The sequence below is a fragment of the Dactylosporangium sp. CA-233914 genome (assembly GCF_050942935.1).
In the GTDB taxonomy this organism is placed as follows: domain Bacteria; phylum Actinomycetota; class Actinomycetes; order Mycobacteriales; family Micromonosporaceae; genus Dactylosporangium.
Genome location: NZ_CP192030.1, coordinates 7412987 through 7430131 on the forward strand (window position 1 = coordinate 7412987; position 17145 = coordinate 7430131).

The 17145-nt window shown below is 71.8% G+C and carries 1 pseudogene; it reads left to right on the top strand.

The annotated features are described in order from the left end of the window. Positions 1-212: 212 nt before the first annotated feature. Positions 213-17015 (top strand): annotated as a pseudogene (locus ACQPY0_RS33290) (SDR family NAD(P)-dependent oxidoreductase); the annotation flags it as partial. Between the last annotated feature and the right edge of the window lie 130 nt (positions 17016-17145).

Below are 17145 nucleotides of genomic sequence, written 5' to 3' on the forward strand. Positions count from 1 at the left end.
GGCCCCGTTGATCGGCAATTTAGTGGCGGCTAAGGACGTCGTTAGCCCGGCTCGGACAGTGGGGAGGCAGCCCGCGCACGCCGGCTCCCCCGGTGCAGGAATCCCCGTGCAGCGTGGCGTCGATGTCGAGGAGCGCCCCAGTCATGACCGCTGAGCAGTCAGCTGACCCGTTGTCCACCGAGGCGAAGCTGCGGGAGTACCTACGGCGGGCGACCGCCGAGCTTCAGCGGACCAGGCAGCGGCTGGCCGACGCGACCGCGCGGGACGGCGAGCCGATCGCGGTGGTGAGCATGGCCTGCCGGTTCCCCGGCGACGTCCGCTCCCCCGAGGACCTGTGGGACCTGGTCCGCGACGGCCGGGACGCGATGTCGCCGTTCCCGGACAACCGGGGCTGGAAGGTCGATCGGCTGTACCACCCCGACCCCGACCAGCCCGGCCGGACGTACACCCGCGAGGGCGGCTTCGTACGCGACGCGGACATGTTCGACCCGGATCTGTTCCGCATCAGCCCGCGCGAGGCCCTGGCGATGGACCCCCAGCAGCGGCTGCTGCTGGAGACGGCGTGGAAGTCCTTCGAGAACGCGGGCCTCTCCCCGCACGACGTGCGCCGGGCCAACATCGGTGTGTACGCGGGCGTCATGATCGCCGACTACGGCTTCCCCCTGCTCCCGGACACCCCCGTGGGCTTCGAGGGGCTTCTGTCGACGGGTATCGCCTCGAGCGTCGCGTCCGGCCGCGTCGCCTACACCTTCGGCCTCGAAGGACCCGCGATCTCCGTCGACACCGCCTGCTCGTCGTCCCTGGTCGCGGTACACCTGGCCGGCCAGGCCCTGCGCGCCGGCGAGTGCGACCTGGCCCTGGCGGGCGGCGCGACCGTCATGAGCACGCCGCTGCCGTTCACCGAGTTCACCCGCAACCGCGCGCTGTCGGCGGGCGGACGCTGCAAGGCATTCGCCGAAGGCGCCGACGGCACCGCCTGGGGCGAGGGCGTCGGCCTGCTGCTGCTGACCACGCTCAGCCGCGCCCGCGAAAGGAACCTCCCCATCCTCGCGGTCATCCGCGGCTCGGCGATGAACCAGGACGGCGCCAGCAGCCAGCTCACCGCCCCCAACGGCCCGGCACAGCAGAAGGTCATCCTGGCCGCGCTGGCCGACGCCGGGCTGAGCCCCGCCGACGTCGACGCCGTCGAGGCGCACGGGACCGGCACGCCGCTCGGCGACCCGATCGAGGCGCAGGCCCTCCTCGCCACCTACGGCCAGGAGCGCCCGGGCGACCAGCCGCTGTGGCTCGGGTCGATCAAGTCGAACATCGGGCACACCCAGGCCGCCGCCGGCGTGGCCGGGGTGATCAAGATGGTGCAGGCGATCCGGGCCGGGGTACTGCCCAGGACGCTGCACGTCGACACCCCCACCAGCCACGTCGACTGGACCTCCGGCCGGGTCGCCCTGCTGACCGACGCCGTCGCGTGGCCCGACCACGGACGGCCGCGCCGGGCGGCGGTGTCGTCGTTCGGCATGAGCGGCACCAACGCCCACCTGATCCTGGAACAGGCGCCGCCCGCGACCGCCGCGCCCACGACCGTGGCGATGCCGCTGCTGCTGTCCGCCAAGACCGACCAGGCGCTGACGGCCACGGCGGACCGCTTCGCCGAGTACCTCCGGCACCGCCCCGACCTCGACCTGGGCACGGTGGCACACACCCTCGCCACGGGTCGGGCCCTGCTGCCCCACCGGGCCGTCGTCGTGGGCGACGACCCTGGCGCGGTGATCCGCGGACTGGAGTCGCTGGCGCGGCACGAACCCGCCGCGGGCGTCGTCCACGGCGCCGCGAACGCGGCCGGCCACAAGACCGTGTTCGTCTTCCCCGGCCAGGGCGGCCAGTGGGTGGGCATGGGCCTGCAGCTGGCCGACCGCGACCCGGTGTTCGCCGCCCACCTGGACGCCTGCGCCGAGGCGTTCGCCCCCTGGCTCGACCTGCGGCAGGTCATGCGGCGCACCGACACCGACTGGCTGACCCAGGTCGAGCTGCTCCACCCCGTCCTGTTCACCGTCATGACCGGCCTCGCCGCCATGTGGCGCCACCGCGGCGTGACCCCCGACGCGGTGGTCGGGCACTCCCTGGGCGAGATCGCCGCCGCCTACACGGCCGGGGCGTACACCCTCGCCGACGCCGCCCGCGTCATCGCCCTGCGCAGCCGCGCCCTGCTCCCCCTGGCCGGCCTCGGGGACATGGCCTCCCTCGAGCTCTCCGCCGACGAGACGACCGCGCTGGTCGACGGCCGGCCGGACCTGCACATCGCCCTCTACAACGGGCCCGCCAACACCGTCGTCGCCGGTGCCGCCGAGCCGATCGCCGACCTCGTCGAGCAGTGCCGGCAACGCGAGATCCGGGTCCGCGTGCTGCCCGTGGGCATCGCCTCGCACACGCCGTACGCCGAACCGCTACGGGACCGGGTGCTGACCGATCTTGCCGGCGTCGCGCCACAGCCGACCGGCATCGCGATGTACTCGACGCTCACCGGCGACCGGATCGACCCCACCCGCCTCACCGCCGAGTACTGGTTCGACGGCCTGTGCAAGCCCGTCCGGTTCTACCAGGCCGCCCAGGCACTGCTCCGCGACGGCCACTACACGTACATCGAGGTCAGTCCCCACCCGATCCTGATCCCGCACCTCGAACAGACCTTCGAGGAGCACAGCCCGTCCGGCACCGGCATGCTCGCCATCGCCAGCCAGCGCCGCGACCACGACCAGCCGGCGACCTTCACGACCGCCCTCGCCACCGCCCACGTGTACGGCCTGCCGGTGCGGTGGGACCAGCCGGAGACCGCCCCGCTGCCGGCGGCCCTGCCGACGTATCCGTTCCAGCGGCAGCGGTACTGGCTGCAGCCGGGACGCTCGGCCGGCGAACCCGCCGACCTCGGCCTGACGAACGCCGACCACCCGATGCTCGCCGCGGCGATCGACCTGCCCGACAGCACGTCGGTGCTGCTGACCGGCGCGCTGTCGCTCGACACCCAGCCGTGGCTCGCCGACCACGCGGTGCAGGGGACGGTACTGCTGCCCGGCACCGCGTTCGTCGAACTGGCGCTGCACGCCGGGCACCACACCGGCCATCCGCACCTGCGGGAACTGACGTTGCAGGCACCACTGACGCTGCACGGTGACGAGACGCGTGCCGTGCTCGTCGAGGTCGCCGCCCCGGGCGACGACGGGCACCGGCCGATCACCATCCGCTCCCGGACCGGCGAACAGGACTGGGTCCGGCACGCGACCGGCGTCCTGACCGCCGCGGTCCCCGCCGAGCCGGCCGGAGCGGGCACGAACTGGCCGCCGGCGGATGCCGCGCCGGTGCGGGTCGGCGGCCTCTACGACGACCTGGCCGCCACCGGCCTGGACTACGGCCCGGTGTTCCAGGGCGTGACCGCCGCGTGGCGGGCCGGCGACCGCGCGTACGCCGAGGTCGCTCTGCCGGAGGAGGTGGACGTCGCCGGCTGGGGCGTACACCCCGCGCTGCTCGACGCCGCGCTACACGCCGCCGCGCTCCTCCCGGGCGCCGGCGACGGGCTGCGGTTGCCGTTCGCCTGGTCCGGCATCAGTCTGTACGCCACCGACGCCCGCCGGCTGCGTGTCGTGGTGGAGCGCACCGGCCCGGACACGATCACCGTCACCGCGACCGACCCCGCCGGGGAGCCGGTCGCCACCGTCGACGCGCTCACCGTCCGCCCCATCCCGCCGGGGCACCTGGACAGCCTGCCCGGCCACGACACGCTGTTCCACGTCGACTGGACCACCGTTGCCGCACCCACGCCCGGTCCAAGCGTCGAGACGGTCGTGCTTCCGGTCCGGGGCAGCGGCGAGGTCGTGACCGGCACCCACGACCTCGTCGAGGAGACACTGCGGAAGGTGCAGGCGTGGCTGGCGGACACCGATTCGCGCCTGGTTGTGCTCACCCGGGGCGCGGTCGCCGCAGTGCCGGGTGATGACGTCACCGACCTGGCCGGCGCCGCGGTATGGGGTCTGCTGCGCTCCGCGCAGTCGGAGCATCCGGGCCGGTTCATGCTGCTCGACACCGACACCGACGACATCACCGCCGCGGTCGGCAGCGGCGAGCCGCAGGTGGCGGTGCGCAACGGCACGGTGTGGGTGCCGCGGCTGCGTGCCCTGCGCACCGCGCACCGGCTCCAGCTCCCCGCCGAACGCTGGCGCGTGGACGTCAGCACCCCCGGCACGGTGGAAGGGCTGACCGTCATCGACGACGGCCGTCCCGAAGCACTGCAGCCGGGTCAGGTTCGGGTCGCCGTACGAGCCAGCGGCGTCAACTTCCGCGACGTGCTGATCACGCTCGGCATGTACCCGGGGCCGGCGGTCATCGGTTCGGAAGCCGCCGGTGTCGTCACCGAGGTCGGGCCCGATGTCACGACCGTAGCGCCCGGGGATCGGGTGATGGGCCTCTTCCACGGCGCCCTCGCCGACCACGCCACCACCGACGCCCGCCTCCTCACCCACATCCCGGCCGGCTGGACCTACCCCCAAGCCGCAACCGTCCCCGTCGTATTCCTCACCGCCTACTACGCCCTCCACGACCTCGCCGACCTCCAACCCGGCCAACGCATCCTCATCCACGCCGGCGCCGGCGGAGTCGGCATGGCCGCCATCCAACTCGCCACCCACCTCGGCGCCGACATCTACACCACCGCCAGCCCCACCAAATGGCCCACCCTCCACCAACTCGGCATCGACCCCGACCACATCGCCTCCTCCCGCACCCTCGACTACCGCAACCAATTCCCCAACCTCGACGTCGTCCTCAACGCCCTCACCGGCGAACACATCACCACCTCCCTCAACCTCCTCACCAACAACGGCCACTTCCTAGAAATGGGCAAAACCGACCAACGCGACAACCCCGACACACGCTACCAATCCTTCGACCTCTTCGACGCCGGACCCGACCGCATCCAACACATACTCACCAACCTCATCGACCTGTTCCACCAAGGCACCCTGCAACCGTTGCCGCACACCGCATGGCCCGTCCAAGACACCCCCACCGCCTACCGACACCTCGCCCAAGGCCACAACATCGGCAAAATCGTCCTCACCCACCCGACTCCGATCAACCCCAACGGCACCATCCTCATCACCGGCGGCACCGGCACCCTCGCCACCCTCCTCGCCCAACACCTCACCGAAACCGGCCACGCCAAGCACCTCCTCCTGGCCAGCCGACGCGGACCACACGCCCCAGGCACGGACGACCTCATCGCCCGCCTCCAGCAACACGGCACGACAGCCACCGTGGTCGCCTGCGACACCGCCGACCCCGACGCCCTCAACGACCTCATCGCCAGCATCCCCACCGAACACCCACTCACCGCCATCTTCCACACCGCCGGCGTCCTCGCCGACGCCACGCTTGAAAGCCTCACCCCGGATCAGGTCCACACCGTGCTGCGCCCCAAGGTCGACGCGGCCTGGAACCTCCACCGGGCCACCCAACACCTCGACCTCGCCGCGTTCGTCCTCTACTCGTCGGTCGCCGGCGTGCTGGGCAGCCCTGGGCAGGGCAACTACGCGGCCGCGAACACCTTCCTCGACGCCCTCGCCCAACACCGGCACGCCCGCGGCCTGCCCGCCACGGCGGTGGCGTGGGGCTACTGGGAACACACCACCGGCATGACCGCACACCTCGACGACGCCGACCGCGCCCGCATCACCCGCAGCGGCCTGCATCCGCTGGCCAATGAGCTGGCACTGCGGTCGCTGGACGCCGCGCTGGACAGCGCGCACCCCGCTCCGTTCGTGGCCACCGTCGACCTGGCAGCGGTACGCGCTCGCGCCGGCGATCCCGCGCTGCCCTCAGTCCTGCGGGGCCTGGCACCGGTGGCCAACCGGCGCGTCGCCACCGCCGGCCGCCCCGGTGGCACCGACGAAGGGTTGGCGGGCCGGCTCGCCGGGCTCAGTGGCAACGAACGCACGCAGGTGCTGACCCAGATCGTCACCACCAACGCCGTCGCCGTGCTAGGCCGCCGGGACGAGGACGGGATCGATCCCCAGCGAGCGTTCAAGGACCTCGGGTTCGACTCCCTGGCCGCGGTGGAGCTCCGCAACCGGCTCAACGCCGCCACCGGCCTGCGTCTGCCGGCCACCACGATCTTCGACCACCCGAGCGTCCAGGCCCTCACCGCCCATCTGGCGCAACTGCTCACCGCGGAGGCCGTACCCGCTCCCGTGGTCACGCCGACCGCCGTCCCGGCCGGGGACGAGCCGATCGCGATCGTGGGCATGGCCGGCCGCTATCCGGGCGCCGACAGCCCCGAGGAGCTGTGGCAGCTGGTGCAGTCCGGCACCGACGCGATCACCGGCATGCCCACGGACCGCGGCTGGAACCTGGCGGCCCTCTACGACCCCGACCCCGACCACCCGGGGACGTCCTACACCCGCCACGGCGGCTTCCTACATGCGGCCGCCGAATTCGACGCCGACTTCTTCGCTATCAGCCCCCGCGAAGCCGCCGCCACCGACCCCCAGCAGCGGTTGTTGCTGGAAACAACCTGGCAGGCCCTGGAAACCGCCGGGATCGACCCCACCAGCCTCAAAACCAGCCCAACCGGCGTCTTCACCGGCGTCATCTACAACGACTACGCCACCCGCCTCCACCACACCCCCGAAGCATACGAAGGCTACCTCGGCAACGGCAGCGCCGGCAGCATCGCCTCCGGCCGACTCGCCTACACCCTCGGCCTCGAAGGCCCAGCAATCTCCATCGACACCGCCTGCTCGTCGTCATTGGTAGCAACGCACCTGGCGATACAGTCGCTGCGCAACGGCGAATGCACTCTGGCCCTCGCGGGCGGCGTGACCATCATGTCGACCCCGGCCCGCTTCATCGAGTTCTCCCGCCAGCGCGGCCTGTCCGCCGACGGCCGCTGCAAGTCCTTCGCCGACGGAGCCGACGGCACCGCGTTCTCCGAAGGCGTCGGCATCCTCGTCCTCGAACGCCTCTCCGACGCCCAACGCAACGGCCACCACGTCCTAGCCGTCATCGCCGGCTCCGCCGTCAACCAGGACGGCGCCAGCAACGGCCTCACCGCACCCAACGGCCCATCCCAAGAACGCGTCATCCGGCAGGCGCTCGCCAACGCCAGCCTCACCCCCGCCGACGTTGATGCGGTCGAGGCGCACGGCACCGGCACCACCCTCGGCGACCCGATCGAGGCACAGGCGCTCCTGGCAACCTACGGGCAGAGCCGCACCAGTGATGAGCCGCTGTGGCTGGGATCAATCAAGTCGAACATCGGCCATTCGCAAGCCGCCGCAGGCGTCGCCGGCGTCATCAAGATGGTCCAAGCCCTGCATGCCGGCGTGCTGCCCAAAACTTTGCACGTGGACGCCCCGTCGTCCCATGTGGACTGGGAGTCCGGGCAGGTGTCCCTGTTGACCGAGCCGGTTGCCTGGCCGGATCACGGGCGGCCGCGCCGGGCGGCGGTGTCGTCGTTCGGCATCAGCGGTACCAACGCCCACCTCATCCTCGAGCAGGCACCTGCCGCAGCGGATGTTCCCGCGACCGAATCCGATCTGCCGTTGCTGCTGTCGGCGAAGACCGAGACGGCGTTGACCGCCTCGGCCGGGCTGCTCGCGGAGCATCTTCACGAGAACCTGGCCGCGGTCGCGTACACCCTGGCCACGGGCCGTGCGCTCATGCCGCACCGGGCGGTGGTCCTTCCCGGGCACGACCCGGCCGCGGCGCTGCGAACGCTGGCCGATGGCGGTGTGCATCCGGGTGTCGTCCGTGGGGTGGCGGGTCAGGGCGGGCTGGCGTTCCTGTTCACCGGGCAGGGTTCCCAGCACCCCGGCATGGGCGCCGGCCTCTACGAGCACTGGCCGGTCTTCGCCACCACCCTCGACGAGGTCTGCGCGGTGTTCGACCCGCTGCTGGAACACCCGCTGCGGGAGGTGATGTTCGGCGCCCACACCGGCCTGCTCGCCCAGACCCGCTACACGCAGCCGGCGCTGTTCGCCTACGAGGTCGCGTTGTACCGCCTGCTACAAGACTTCGGCCTGACCCCCGACTACCTAACCGGGCACTCCATCGGTGAGGTCACCGCCGCGCACATCGCCGGGGTGTTCGGGCTGGCCGACGCGGCGCGGCTGGTGGCGGCTCGGGGTGCGTTGATGCAGCAGCTGCCGCCCGGAGCAATGCTCGCCGTCACCACCGACACCATCGACGCGTATCTGGACGGCGTTGAGGTCGCCGCCCACAACAGCCCCACCGCCCACGTCCTGGCCGGCGACCCGGACACGATCGCCGCCCTGGCCGAACGACTCACCGCCGACGGTGTACGCACCCGCCGACTGCACGTCGACCGGGCATTCCACACCAGCCACACCGACGCCATCCTCGACCAGTTCCGTGAAGTCGCCGCCGGCATCGACTACCGGCCACCGTCCATCCCGGTCGTGTCCACCCTCCCCGGGGAGCTGACCGACCCCGAGTATTGGGTCCGGCACATCCGCCACACCGTGGAATACACGACCGCCACCGAACGCCTGCACGAACTCGGCGTGACCCGGTTCCTTGAGGTCGGACCGGACGTAGTGCTGACGGCCCTCACCGCCGACACCCTCACCGACGTGGTCGCCATCCCGACCCAGCACCGCGACCGCGACCAAGCCGCCGCGTTCATCACTGCCCTGGCCACCGCACACGTGCACGGCCTGCCGGTGCGGTGGCGGCTGCCCGATCCGGCGCCGGCACCGGTCACACTGCCCACCTATCCGTTCCAGCGGCAGCGGTACTGGCTCGACGCGGCCACCACGCCCAGCGAACCCACCGACCTCGGCCTGACGAACGCGGACCATCCGGTGCTCGCCGCAGTGGTCGACCTGCCCGACAGCGACACGGTCCTGTTCACCGGCACGCTGTCGCTCGACGCTCAGCCGTGGATCGCCGACCACACCGTGCAGGACACCGTGCTGCTGCCCGGGACGGCGTTCGTGGAGCTGGCGCTGCATGCCGGGCACCACACCGGCCACCTCCACCTGCACGAGCTCACGCTGCAGACGCCCTTGACGCTGCACGGTGACGAGATCCGCTCCCTGCACGTCGAGGCCGGCCCACCGGACGGCGACGGACACCGGCCGATCACCATCCGGTCCCGGATCGGCGAGCAGGACTGGACCCGCCACGCCACCGGCACCCTGGCCACCACGCCCGGCACCGAGCCGGTGGACAGCGGGCTCACCTGGCCGCCCGATGCCGCGCGGATGGAGCTGGCGGACTTCTACACCGATCTGGCGGCCATCGGCCTGGTCTACGGGCCGGTGTTTCAGGGCGTGACGGCCGCGTGGCGGGCCGATGACCGGGCGTTCGCCGAGGTCGTCGTCCCGGAGCAGGTCGACGTCGATGGCTGGGGCATCCACCCTGCGCTGCTGGATGCCGCGCTGCATTCGGCGGTACTGCTCATCGGCGGGCCCGAAGTCCGGCTACCGTTCGCCTGGTCCGGCATCAGGCTGCACGCCACCGGCGCCCGCCAGCTACGCGTCACGGTCGAACGCACCGGCCCGGACACGGTCAGGGTCACCGCGACCGACCCCGCCGGGGAGCCGGTGGTCACGATCGATGCGCTCACCGTCCGGGCTCTGCCGGCCAGTCAGCCGAAGGTGGTTGGGCGTGGCTCGCTGTTCCAGACCGGCTGGACCACTGTCGCTGCGCCCGCGCTCGGTCCGAGCGTCGAGGACGTGCTTCCGGTCCGGGGTGGCGGCGGTGATGTTGTGGCCGGCATCCATGACCTGGTCGAGGACACGCTCCACAAGGTGCAGGCGTGGCTGGCCGATGACCGCCACGCCGATGCCCGGCTAGTGGTGCTCACCCGGGGCGCGGTTGCCGCAACTCCCGGCGAGGATGTCACGGATCTGGCCGGTGCGGCGGTGTGGGGTCTGTTGCGCTCGGCGCAGTCGGAGCATCCCGGCCGGTTCATGCTGCTCGACACCGACACCGACGACATCACCGCCGCGGTCGCCAGTGGTGAGCCGCAGGTGGCAGTGCGGAACGGCACCATATGGGTGCCACGGCTACGGCCGCTGCACACCGTGCACCGCCTCAACCTGCCCGGCGGACCGTGGCGGGTGCAGGTCACCACCCCGGGCACGGTGGAAGGCCTCACCGTCACCACCACCGACGCCGGACACCGCGACCTGGCGGCCGGTGAGGTGCGGGTCGCGATCCGCGCCACCGGCGTCAACTTCCGCGACGTCCTCATGACCCTCGGCATGTACCCCGGCGCCGCCGTCATCGGCGCCGAAGCCGCCGGTGTCGTCACCGAGACCGGACCAGATGTCACCACCATGGCAGTCGGCGACCGGGTGATGGGCCTCTTCCACGGCGCCCTCGCCGACCACGCCGTCACCGACGCCCGCCTCCTGACCCGCATCCCCGATGGCTGGACCTACCCTCAGGCGGCGACCGTCCCCGTCGTGTTCCTCACCGCCTACTACGCCCTACATGACCTCGCCGACGTCCAACCCGGCCAACGGGTGCTCATCCACGCCGGGGCCGGTGGTGTGGGCATGGCCGCCATCCAACTCGCCACCCACCTCCGCGCCGACATCTACACCACCGCCAGCCCCACCAAATGGCCCACCCTCCACCAACTCGGCATCCACCCCACCCACATCGCCTCCTCCCGCACCCTCGACTACCGCAACCAATTCCCCAACCTCGACGTCGTCCTCAACGCCCTCACCGGCGAACACATCACCACCTCCCTCAACCTCCTCACCAACAACGGCCACTTCCTAGAAATGGGCAAAACCGACCAACGCGACAACCCCGACACACGCTACCAACCCTTCGACCTCTTCGACGCCGGACCCGACCGCATCCAACACATACTCACCAACCTCATCGACCTGTTCCACCAAGGCACCCTGCAACCGTTGCCGCACACCGCATGGCCCGTCCAAGACACCCCCACCGCCTACCGACACCTCGCCCAAGGCCACAACATCGGCAAAGTCGTCCTGACCAATCCGATTCCGATCGATCCCGACGGCACGGTGCTGATCACCGGCGGCACCGGCACCCTCGGCACCCTCCTCGCCGAACACCTCGCCACCACCCGCCGCGCGCGACGCCTGCTCCTGGTCAGCCGCAGCGGATCACAAGCCCCCGGCGCGGACGACCTCATCGCCCGCCTCCAGCAACACGGCACGACAGCCACCGTGGTCGCCTGCGACACCGCCGACCCCGACGCCGTCAACGACCTCATCGCCAGCATCCCCACCGAACACCCACTCACCGCCGTCTTCCACACCGCCGGCGTACTCCACGACGCCACACTCGAAAGCCTCACCCCCGACCACATCCACACCGTCCTACGCCCCAAAGTCGACGCCGCCTGGAACCTCCACCACGCCACCCAACACCTCGACCTCGCCGCATTCGTCCTCTACTCCTCCGTCGCCGGCACCCTCGGCAGCCCCGGACAAGCCAACTACGCCGCCGCGAACACCTTCCTCGACGCCCTCGCCCAACACCGCCGCGCCCGCGGCCTGCCCGCCACGGCGGTGGCGTGGGGCTACTGGGAAAACACCACCGGCATGACCGCACACCTCAACAACGCCGACCGCGCCCGCATCACCCGCACCGGCCTGACACCCATGCCCACCGGACACGCCCTCCAACTCCTCGACACCGCCCTACACACCGCACACCCCGCCCTCACCGCCGCCACCCTCAACACCAACACCCTCCACAGTGACGACCCAGCCACCCCCGCCATCCTGCGCGACCTGGCAACGACCACCCGCCGTACGGCTGCCACCAGCGTCGTCAACGCCACCAACACGTTCGCCGATCAGCTCGCCGGGCTGGGCAGCGACGAACAGACGCGGTTCCTGCACCAGATCGTCGCCGCCCACACCGCGGCCGTCCTCGGCCACAGCACCGCTGACGGGGTCGATTCGCAGCGTGCGTTCCGGGACCTGGGCTTCGACTCGCTGACGGCGGTCGAGCTGCGCAACCGGCTCAACACCGCCACGGGTCTGCGGCTGCCCGCCACGATCGTCTTCGACCACCCGAGCATCGACGCACTGGTCGCTCACCTGGTGCGGCAGCTGGTGCCGGCGGACGGGCCTCGCGTGGCGGCGCCGGTCGTGGCCGCTGCGGACGAGCCGATCGCGATCGTGGGGATGGCCTGCCGCTACCCGGGCGCCGACACACCGGACGAGTTGTGGCGGCTGGTCGAGTCCGGCACCGACGCCATCACCACGATGCCGACGGACCGGGGCTGGAACCTCGCGGCGCTCTACGACCCGGACCCCGACCACCCCGGCACGTCGTACACCCGCCACGGCGGCTTTCTCGACAGCGCGACCGACTTCGACGCCGACTTCTTCGGCATCAGCCCCCGCGAAGCGCTCGCCATGGACCCTCAGCAGCGCTTGTTGCTGGAAGCGGCGTGGCACGCGCTCGAGTCGGCCGGGCTTGTCCCGGAGTCGCTGAAGTCGACACCGACCGGCGTGTTCACCGGTGTGGTGGCGCAGGAATACACACCGCGCACCGGCCACAAGTTCGCCGACCTGGAAGGCTTCCTGCTCTCGGGCAGCACCGCCAGTGTCGCGTCGGGCCGGCTCGCCTACACCCTCGGTCTGGAAGGCCCGGCGATCTCGGTGGACACGGCCTGCTCGTCGTCGCTGGTCGCCACGCACCTGGCGATGCAGTCACTCCGCAACGGCGAATGCACCCTCGCCCTCGCCGGCGGCGTCACCATCCTCGCCACACCCGGCATCTTCATCGAATTCTCCCGCCAACACGGCCTATCCACCGACGGCCGCTGCAAATCCTTCGCCAACCAAGCCGACGGCACCGGCTGGAGCGAAGGCGTCGGCATCCTCGTCCTCGAACGCCTCTCCGACGCCAAACGCAACAGCCACCACGTCCTCGCCGTCATCACCGGCTCCGCCGTCAACCAGGACGGCGCCAGCAACGGACTCACCGCACCCAACGGCCCATCCCAAGAACGCGTCATCCGACAAGCACTCGCCAACGCGCGGCTGACGCCGGCCGACGTTGATGCGGTGGAGGCGCACGGAACCGGCACCACTCTGGGCGATCCGATCGAGGCACAGGCACTCCTGGCGACCTACGGCCAGGACCGCGCCGATGGTCAGCCGTTGTGGCTGGGGTCGATCAAGTCGAACATCGGCCACGCCCAGGCGGCGGCCGGTGTCGCCGGCATCATCAAAATGGTCCAGGCGATGAACGCCAGCGTGCTGCCAAAGACCCTGCACGTGGACGCTCCATCGTCCCATGTGGACTGGGACTCCGGGCAGGTCGCTCTGCTCACCGAGCCGACCGCCTGGCCCGACCACGGCCGACCACGGAGAGCGGCGGTGTCCTCGTTCGGGATCAGCGGCACCAACGCCCACCTCATCCTCGAACAAGCACCCCCACCAGCTGAACAAACCCAGCCGACAACGACCGACCTGCCCCTGCTGCTGTCCGCCAAGACCGAGACAGCCCTGGCCGCCTCCGCCGGACAGCTCGCTGAGCACCTCCACGAAAACCTGGCCGCGGTCGCACACACCCTCGCCACCGGCCGCGCCCTCATGCCACACCGGGCGGTGATCCTCCCCGGCCACGACCCGGCCGCGGCGCTGCGAGCCCTGGCCGGCGGGGAACCGCATCCGGGCGTGGTCCAGGGCACTTCGGTTCACGGCAGCACCGCGTTCCTGTTCACCGGCCAGGGCTCCCAGCACCCGGGTATGGGTGCCGGCCTCTACGACCGCTATCCGGTCTTCGCCACCACCCTCGACGAGGTGTGCGCGGTGTTCGACCCGCTCCTGGAACACCCACTGCGGGAGGTCATGTTCGGCGCCCACACCGACCTGCTCGCCCAGACCCGCTACACCCAACCCGCCCTGTTCGCCTACCAGGTGGCGTTGTACCGCCTGCTACAAGACTTCGGCCTAACCCCCGACTACCTGACCGGCCACTCCATCGGCGAGATCACCGCAGCCCACATCGCCGGCGTCTTCAGCCTCACCGACGCGGCACGGCTGGTCACAGCCCGCGGCACACTGATGCAACAACTCCCGCCCGGAGCAATGCTCGCCGTCACCACCGACACCATCGACGCGTATCTGGACGGCGTTGAGGTCGCCGCCCACAACAGCCCGACCGCGCATGTCTTGGCCGGTGAACCGGATGCGATTGCCGCCTTGGCCGAACGGCTCGCCGCCGACGGTGTACGGGCCCGCCGGCTGCATGTGGACCGGGCGTTCCACACCAGCCACACCGACGCCATCCTCGACCAGTTCCGTGAAGTCGCCGCCGGCCTCGACTACCAGCCACCGTCCATCCCGGTCGTATCCACCCTCCCCGGAGAGCTGACCGACCCCGAGTACTGGGTCCGGCACATCCGCCACACCGTCGAATACGCCACCGCCACCGAACAACTGCACGAACTCGGCGTCACCCGGTTCCTCGAGGTGGGCCCGGACGCGGTGCTGGCGACATTGACCGCAGACGCACTCGCCATCCCCACCCAGCACCGCGACCGCGACCAGTCCACCGCGTTCATCACCGCCCTGGCCACCGCACACGTCCACGGCCTGCCGGTACGGTGGCCGCTGCCTGACCCGGCGCCGGCACCGGTCGCGCTGCCCACCTATCCGTTCCAGCGGCAGCGGTACTGGCTCAACGCCGCCACCACCCTCAGCGAACCCGCCGACCTCGGCCAGGCCCCCGGCGATCACCCGCTCCTCGCCGCCGCCATCGACCTGCCCGACACCGACACGACCCTGTTCACCGGCCGTATCTCGCTGGGCACCCAGCCCTGGATCGCCGACCACACCGTCCACGGCACCGCCCTGCTGCCCGGCACCGCCTTCGTGGAACTCGCGCTGCACGCCGGGCAGCACACCGGCCACCCGTACCTGCACGAGCTCACCATCGAGACACCGCTGACCCTCGCCGGCGACGAGTCCCGCGCTCTGCACGTCGAGGTCGGCCCGCCGGACGACGGCCACCGCTCGATCACCATCCGATCGCGGGCCGCGGACGAGGACTGGATTCGCCACGCCACCGGCGCCCTCACCACCGCACCGGCCATCGCCCCGGTGGACCTGCCCGATCGGTGGCCGCCCGCGGCAGCCACCGCCGTTCGCCTCGAAACGCTCTCCGGCGACCTCACGACCACCGGCATGAGTTACGGGCCCGCGTTCCAGGGTGTGACCGGCGCGTGGCACGCGGACGGCCGCGTGTACGCCGAGATCGTGCTCCCCGAGCAGGTCGACGTCAGCGGCTGGGGCATCCACCCCGCCCTGCTCGACGCCGTCCTCCGCCCCGCCGCCCTGCTCTGCGGCACCGACGGGCACACGGTGCGGCTGCCCTTCGCCTGGGCGGGTGCGACCCTGCACGCCACCGGCGCCCGCCGGCTCCGCGTCCGGCTGGAGCAGCTCGGCCCGGACAGCATCGCCATCACCGCGACCGACCCCGCCGGTGATGTCGTCGCGACCGTCGGCACGGTGACCACGCACACGATGCCGGCCGAGCACCTGGCCGCAATGGCGGGCAGCGGTCGGCGCGACCCGGTGTTCGAGATGGGCTGGGTCACCGTGCCCGCTCCCGTGGCATCCGCGCCCGCCCCGGGGCCGGTGTTCGACCTGGCCGGATTCGGCGCTCTGCTGGCCCGGTCCGACGCGGTGGTACCGGACACTGTTCTGCTGCGGGTACACGGGGACGGGGACGTTGTCGCGGGCACCTGCCGGCTGGTCGCGGACGTCGATCGGGCGCTGCGGGCCTGGCTGGCCGACGCCCGGTTCGCCGACGCCCGCATGGTGGTGCTGACGTCGGGCGCCGTCTCCGCCGTGGGTGAGGACGTCACCGATCTGGCCGGTGCCGCCCTGTGGGGGTTGCTGCGCTCCGCGCAGTCCGAGCACCCGGGCCGGTTCGTGCTCATCGATGCCAGTACGGATGAGATCGCACCGGCGGTGGGCGCCGGTGAACCGCAGCTCGCGGTGCGGGGCGACCGGCTCCTCGCGCCGCGCCTGACGCGGGTCGGCACCGCCGGCCGATCCGGGCCGCGGTTCGCCGCCGACGGTACCGTGCTGATCACCGGCGGCACCGACGCCGCCGGCGCGCTGCTGGCCGAGCACCTGGTGACCACCGGCCGGGCGAAGCAACTGCTCCTGGTGCGCCGCCCCGACCAGGACACCTCCGCCGCCGATGAACTGGTGGCCCGGCTGGGGCAGCTCGGCGCGGCGGCGACGGTGGCCGGCTGCGACACGGCCGACGCCGATGCGGTCAGGGCGCTCATCGCGTCCGTCCCCGCCGACCGGCCGCTCACGGCCGTGTTCCACACCGCGGCCGAGCCGGCGCTGCGGCCGAAGCTGGAGGCGGCCTGGAACCTGCACCTGGCGACCGCGGGTCTGGACCTGGCCGCGTTCGTGCTGTACTCCTCGGTCTCCGGCGTGCTCGGCAGCCCGGGAGACGCCGACCACGCCGCCGCGAGCGCGTTCCTCGACGCCCTCGCCCACCGTCGTCGCGCCCACGGCCTGGCCGCCACCGCGCTCGCGTGGGGTGCCGAGGAGCAGCCGCTCCGGCTGCTGACCGCCGCCCTGTCCGCGGATCGCCCGGCGCTGGTCGCCGCCGTCTTCGACCAGGCGGCGCTGCGGCTCGACCCGAATCCGCCCGCGGTGCTGCGCGGGCTGCTGCCCGCGGCCGCCCGCCGCGTCGCGGGCACGGCCGGCCCGGTGGGTGGGCTGGCGGACCGGCTCGCCCGGGTGGACGCGGGCGAGCGAAGCCTGCTGCTGCTGCAGTTCGTGCAGGCGCAGACGGCCGCCCTACTGGGCTACAACAATCCGTCCACGATCGACCCGCAGCGGGCATTCAAGGACCTGGGGTTCGAGTCCCGGACCGCGGTCGAGCTGCGCAACCGGCTCAACACCGCGACCGGGCTACGCCTGCCCGCCACGGTCGTCTTCGACCACACCAGCGCCGAGGCGATGACGCGGCGCATTCTCGCCGAGCTGTTCCCCGCGGACGCACCCGCCGTAGCGGGTGACGTACACGAAGCGCAGGTCCGGGCGCTCCTCGCGGCGATCCCGCTGCAGCGGCTCCGTGAGGTCGGCCTCATGG